Origin of the sequence: Haladaptatus sp. W1, from assembly GCF_001723155.1 — an archaeon.
In the GTDB taxonomy this organism is placed as follows: Archaea; Halobacteriota; Halobacteria; order Halobacteriales; family Haladaptataceae; genus Haladaptatus; species Haladaptatus paucihalophilus.
In genome coordinates this window covers 1-5,830 of the sequence record NZ_MEIH01000182.1, presented here as the reverse complement: position 1 = coordinate 5,830, position 5,830 = coordinate 1, and the positions used below count along the sequence as shown (strand labels likewise).

The following is a 5,830-nucleotide window of genomic DNA, read 5'->3' as shown; positions in this document are numbered from 1 at the left end:
TGCCCTCCTCCACCGCCTCACCGATGGTCGTTCGGAGGTAGTCGCCGTCATCGTCGTTCTGTTCGACGGCGGAGTACAGCGTCACTTCGACGTCCTCGACGTGGTGAAGCGGCGGTTCGTCGGTTTCGGGGTCGATGAAGTGTTCGAGTTCCGCCTGCGTGAACTCCCGGACGCGGATGATGGATTTCCGCGGGCTGATCTCGTTCCGGTAGGCCGTGCCGATTTGGGTGATACCGAACGGGAGTTGATTGCGGGCGTACTCCTTGAGTCGCGGGAACTCGACGAAGATGCCCTGTGCCGTCTCGGGGCGGAGATAGCCGGGGTGGCCGGAGCCGGGACCGATGTCCGTCTCGAACATGAGGTTGAAATCCTCGACCGGCTCGCCCGCCAGCGGCGTATCACAGCTCGGACAGTGGAGGTCGTACTCGGCGATGAGGTCGCCGACTTCCGAAAGCGGCATGGCTTCCGCGTCCTCGATGTCCGTGTTGTCCTCGATGAGGTGGTCTGCGCGGTGGCTCTCGCCGCATTCGGGGCACTCGACCAGCATGTCGTCGAAAGTGTCGAGGTGGCCCGACGCCTCGAAGACGGGTTCCGGCATCACCGTCGGTGCTTCTATCTCCCGGTGGCCCTCCTGTACCTGAAAGCGGTCGCGCCACGAGTCCTCGATGTTTCGCTTCAGCGCCGCACCTTGCGGGCCGTAGACGTAGAAGCCGGACACGCCGCCGTATGCTTCCGACGATTGGAAGAAGAAACCACGACGCTTGGCGAGTTCGACCAGCTCGCCGGTCATTTAAGCGCCTCCAGCAGGTTCACGTCGCGCACGATGCCGACAAGGAGGTCGCCGCTGACGAGGGGAACCTGTTCGATATCGTTCGTCAGCATCATCTGTGCGACCTCGCGCGCGGTCTTGTGTTTCGAAACCGTCACCACGTCGTCGGTCATGTACTCGCTGACCGGGGCGGACGGAATCTGGACGTTTCGAGTCGGGATGTAACTGTTGCCGACCGATTTGATTCCCTCCCACATCCACGCGTCGTCCTCGTTTGCGATGCTGCCGCCGGTGTCGTCCTCGCCTTCGACCACGCGGGCGACGTCGATGATATCGACTTCGGTGAGGATGCCGCTCATCTCGCCGTCCTCGCCGAGCGTGACCGCGTACGGGACGTTCGCGTAGTAGATTTCGCGTTCGGCGACGCTCAGCGGCGTGTCGACGTAGCAGGTGTTGACGTCCGGACTCGCCAGTTCGCCGACGTCCGTGTCGCCATCGGCTTCGCCTTCGGCTATCGCTCGAACGACGTCCGTGACGGTGACGATTCCTTCGAGTTCGCCATCGACGACGGGGACGCGGCGGGTTCGTTCGTCCAACATCAATTTAGCGACGTCTTCGACGGACGCGTCCTGCGTCGTCGTCGCGACGTCGCGCATGAGCATCGCGAGTTGGTCTTCGTCGGGGTTCTCGATGAGGTCATCGCGCGAGATGAGACCGCGGTACTGCTCGCCGTCGTCAGTCTGCTTGACGACCGGAACGGAGGAAAACGAGCGTTCCTGCAAGTATTCGAGCACATCGTCGCGCGTGCCCGGAAGCTCGACAGTAACCACGTCTGACCCGGGTGTCATCGCTTCGGCAACGTTCATATCCGCCGGATACGGCTTCACCCTTCTTGTACCCTACGAAGCGCGGGGGGACGAAAAGCGGAAGCGCGGATGCAAAATCGAGGTGAGACAGAGGGAACCGACGGACGGTGACTATTCGTCGTCGGTTCCGACGTTTGCTTCCACAACGTAGTCTTCGTACTTTTCCGGCTCCGGGAAGAACTTCGTGTAGTCGTCGTGTCGGAACGACCCGTGAACCGTCCCGTCCAGCGTCTGGACGTGACTGAACATCTCGTCTTCTTCCATCGCCGTTTTGACGAGCGGCGGCGCGTGCATCATCTCGTAGGTGCCCGTGATGAGAATCGCGGTTTCGGTGTCGGGGTCGAGGAACTGCGTGAGCTGGAACACGCGGGAGCCGACTTCCTTGCGGAAGACCTGATACTGCGGGAACGTTCCCTCCTCGACCGCTTCGCGGAAGTCGCCGGCGTAGTTGTCTGGGATGACGTAGACGAGACCGAATCGGTCGGTATCGCCCGCCTCGGGACCTTCCGGTGCGGTGTGGCTGGCGGGTACTTTGACGACGTCCCACCCCTCGGATTCGAGGTCATCAGCCATCTTGTTCATGTCTTCGAGCGTCATCCCCCACGCGTCCTTCTCCGCGTCCGCGTTCGCCGCGATTCGCTCTGCATAGTTGCCTTCATCGTCGCCGGTTTCTGGCATACCGCGATGTCAGGTGCCGAAGCGGTAAAAACTGTTGTTATACGCCAACGCCGAACACAGCTTCCATGAGGAACGACGTGAGGAGGATGGCGATGCTGGCGAGGAAAAGCTTCGCACCGGATGAGAACCGCTCCTCGGGTGGAATCGAATACCACGACAGTGGTGGCAGTCGCTGCACGGTGGACTGAAATCGCGTCTCCTCGCGCGAACCGATGACATCACCGGTATTCTTGATGCGAAAGATTTCGATTTCGTCGCTGGATTTGTCCACATTCCACGCGCGGGATGGACGCAACTGAAACGCGCCGTACCCGAATAGCACGAAGCCGACCAAGAACAGGAAGTATTTGGTACCGAGCAGGCCGCCGCCGAGGGAGAAACTCACGACGAACCCGACGGCGAATGCCACACCGGTCACTGTGATGGCGTAGACGAGTGCGTCGAGCATCTGTCGTCCCCGCCGTGGAGACCGGTCCAGCGCGTCCATTACCGCATCGTGTACGGCGTGAACTCGTCAGGCTCCTCGTACTCGTCGAGGTGGCGGTGACAGTGGCTGAAGCGACCGGAGTCGCTCACCACGTTGTCGCTGGGGGAGTCTGAATCACAGACGCTTCCAAACACGTCGCGCAGGTACTCGCGAGCCTGCTGTTCGTCGTTGTTCTCGATGTAGTCCGATGCCTCGTGAATGTGCTGCTGGATATCCCGCGGGATATCGACGTCGGCGAACAACTCTTGTTGGATATCTGCAATTTCAGAGAATCGCGTCTCCATACCAAGAAGTTCCTTCACCTGGTCGGTCACCGACCGATCCGCGCGTGACCGTTCACGAACGACTTCGCGGAAAATTTCGATGTTGAGCCAGAGTTCGTCGTCCACGTTTTGGAACTCCTCGGGCCGAATCTTCATCGGGCATCGTGTGCTGAATGGACACCCTTTCGGCGGGTCGCGGGGACTTGGGGGCGTTCCCCGAAGCGTGACGCGTTCGCCGCGACTCGTCGGGTCCGGGTCTGGAATCGCCGAGAGAAGTGAAATCGTGTAGGGGTTTTTCGGGTTCTCGAACAGTTCCTCCGCCGGTCCGAGTTCCATGATGTGACCGAGATACATTACCGCCACGCGGTCACAGATATGCCGAACCACGGAGAGATCGTGAGCGATGAACAGATAGGTCAGACCGAATTCGTCCTGCAAGTCTTCGAGCAGGTTGAGGATTTGAGCCTGTACTGACACGTCCAGCGCGGACACCGGCTCGTCCAGCACGATGAACTCGGGTTCGAGCGCGAGCGCGCGGGCGATGCCGATACGCTGGCGCTGTCCGCCCGAGAATTGATGCGGGTAGCGGTAGTAGTGTTCGGGTTGCAACCCGACTACGTCGAGGAGTTCTCGAACGTGCTGGCGGCGCTCCCGAGGCGTCTTCCAATCGTGAACGTCGAGCGGTTCGCGAATTATTTCCCCGACAGTCATCCGGTCGTTGAGGCTGGACTCGGGGTCCTGAAACACCATCTGGCTGTTGCGCCGCCAGTCCTTGAGGTCCTTACCCGACAGTTCCGTAATGTCGGTGCCGTCGAACAACACTTCGCCCGAGGTCGCCTCCTCCAACTGGATGAGCGTCCGACCGAGCGTCGATTTACCACAGCCGGATTCGCCGACCAGACCGATCGTCTCGCCGCGCTTGATTTCGAGCGAAACGCCGTCAACAGCCTTGACGGGGGTCGAATCGATGAGACCGCCATCACCGTAGTAGGTCTTCAGGTTGTTTATTTCGACGAGCGTCTCGCCTTCGGAGACGGTGGTGGATTTACTCTGTTGTACTTCGCTCATAGTTCCTCCTCACTTTCGGTTGCCACATTTCGATGCACGTCGATGGCTTCGGATTGCGATACATCTTCGGGGTACAGCAAGCACGCGGCGGAGTGGTCATTCTCATCGGCGTTGACTTCGACGGGAACCGGGTGAACCTTATCACACGAGTCGAACGCCTCGGGACACCGAGGAGCGAACCGACAGTAGGTCGCTGGTTCGTTCGGCGTCGGAACGTCACCCTCGATGGTAACGAGGCGGTCCGAATCCGGGTTGTTCCCCGGGATACTTCGTAAAAGACCTCGTGTATAGGGATGGCGTGAGTTCTCGAACAGTTCCACGACGGGGGCACTTTCGACGATTTCGCCCGCGTACATAACGTTCACGCGGTCTGCAATTTCGGCGATGACACCCATGTCGTGCGTGATGAACATAATAGCAAGATCGCGTTCCTCTTGCAATTCTTCGAGAAGTTCGAGGATTTGCGCCTGAATCGTCACGTCGAGCGCTGTCGTTGGTTCGTCACAGATGAGGAGTTCGGGGTCACAGGCAAGCGCCATAGCGATGACCGCGCGCTGGCGCATCCCGCCCGAAAACTCGTGGGGATACTCACGAACCCGCCGTCCGGCGTCCGGGATACCGACTGCTTCGAGCAGGTTGATGGCTTCCTTAGTCGCTTCCGTTCCCGTTAGTCCTTGGTGGAGACGGAGTGACTCCTTGATCTGGTTTCCTACGGAGTAGACGGGATTCAGACTCGTCAGGGGGTCTTGGAACACCATCGCGATGTCGCCGCCGCGAATCCGTCGGTACTCCTTTTCGCTCTTCGTCGTCAACTCCTCGTCTTTGAATTGAATGCTTCCACCGAGGATACGGCCCGGGGACTTAATGAGGCCCATAATGGAGCGTGCGGTGACGCTCTTCCCAGACCCGGATTCTCCGACTATACCGACCGTCTCGCCGCGTTTGATGTCGAAAGAGACACCGTCGCATGCTCGGATAACTTCCTTATCCGTGAAGAACGCCGTCTGAAGGTTTTTGACCTGTAAGATAGCCTCTTCGCGGGTTATCGACTCGGTGGGTTGATTTGATGCCATTATGCACCACTCCCTCCTGCCGCGGCGACTTCAGCACCGCCCTCTTCACCGCCCTGACTCTGTGGGTCAATAGCGTCGCGGATGCCGTCACCGAGCGCGTTAAACGCGGTTACAACGAGGACAATGAGCACACCGGGAATGAACGAGATATGCCAAGATTGGGTGGTCACGTATCCCTGTCCCATGTCGACAGCGCGACCCCACTCGGGCGTCGGCGGGTTGATACCCAGACCGAGGAACGACAACCCTGCGACGGCTATGATGATACCGCCGAGCGTCATCGAGGCGTAGACGAGTAGGTAGCCAAGGATGTATGGAGCCATGTGTTTTTTCATTGTCACAGTGGGCTTCTGTCCGAAGCTTTTCGCCGCGTCTATCCACTCCTGTCCGGCCACTTGGAAGGCGGGACCGCGCACTGCACGCCACAGGAACGGCCAGCCAGTCGCCGCGAATAGCAACGCCAGGAGGAGTCCACCATTGTAGACCCCCGCAAGCCAAGTTCCCTGCATGACAAACGATATCAGAATGAGGAACAACAGACGCGGGAGCGACATGATGGAGTCACCGACAATGACGACAGCAAGGTCGATCAGACCTTTGTAGTATGCCGTCAGCAGAGCGAATCC

The 5,830-nt window shown here is 59.6% G+C and carries 7 protein-coding genes; all 7 read right to left on the bottom strand.

The features are described 5' to 3' along the window. Positions 1-790 (bottom strand): glycine--tRNA ligase (gene glyS, locus BG842_RS09285; protein WP_069450542.1); only part of this gene is annotated, 790 nt, incomplete at its 3' end. After that, a complete protein-coding gene (locus BG842_RS09280) occupies positions 787-1,635 on the bottom strand; it encodes a CBS domain-containing protein (protein WP_069450541.1) in 849 nt (282 codons plus the stop codon). The genes BG842_RS09280 and glyS, both read right to left, overlap by 4 nt. A 111-nt stretch (positions 1,636-1,746) precedes the next feature. Then, on the bottom strand, positions 1,747-2,313 hold the full coding sequence (locus BG842_RS09275; protein WP_069450540.1) for a hypothetical protein: 567 nt from the start codon (positions 2,311-2,313) through the stop codon (positions 1,747-1,749). Between the two features lie 37 nt (positions 2,314-2,350). After that, a complete protein-coding gene (locus tag BG842_RS09270) occupies positions 2,351-2,761 on the bottom strand; it encodes a hypothetical protein (RefSeq protein ID WP_254663015.1) in 411 nt (136 codons plus the stop codon). 38 nt (positions 2,762-2,799) lie between these two features. Further along, the gene (locus tag BG842_RS09265) at positions 2,800-4,131 is read right to left on the bottom strand and encodes an ABC transporter ATP-binding protein (RefSeq protein WP_069450538.1); all 1,332 of its coding nucleotides are present in this window, start codon (positions 4,129-4,131) and stop codon (positions 2,800-2,802) included. Further along, the gene (locus BG842_RS09260; protein WP_069450537.1) at positions 4,128-5,204 is read right to left on the bottom strand and encodes an ABC transporter ATP-binding protein; all 1,077 of its coding nucleotides are present in this window, start codon (positions 5,202-5,204) and stop codon (positions 4,128-4,130) included. Before BG842_RS09260 ends, BG842_RS09265 begins: the two co-directional genes overlap by 4 nt. Then, the coding region (locus tag BG842_RS09255) for an ABC transporter permease (RefSeq protein ID WP_139136075.1) at positions 5,204-5,830 on the bottom strand (627 nt) is incomplete at its 5' end. The genes BG842_RS09255 and BG842_RS09260, both read right to left, overlap by 1 nt.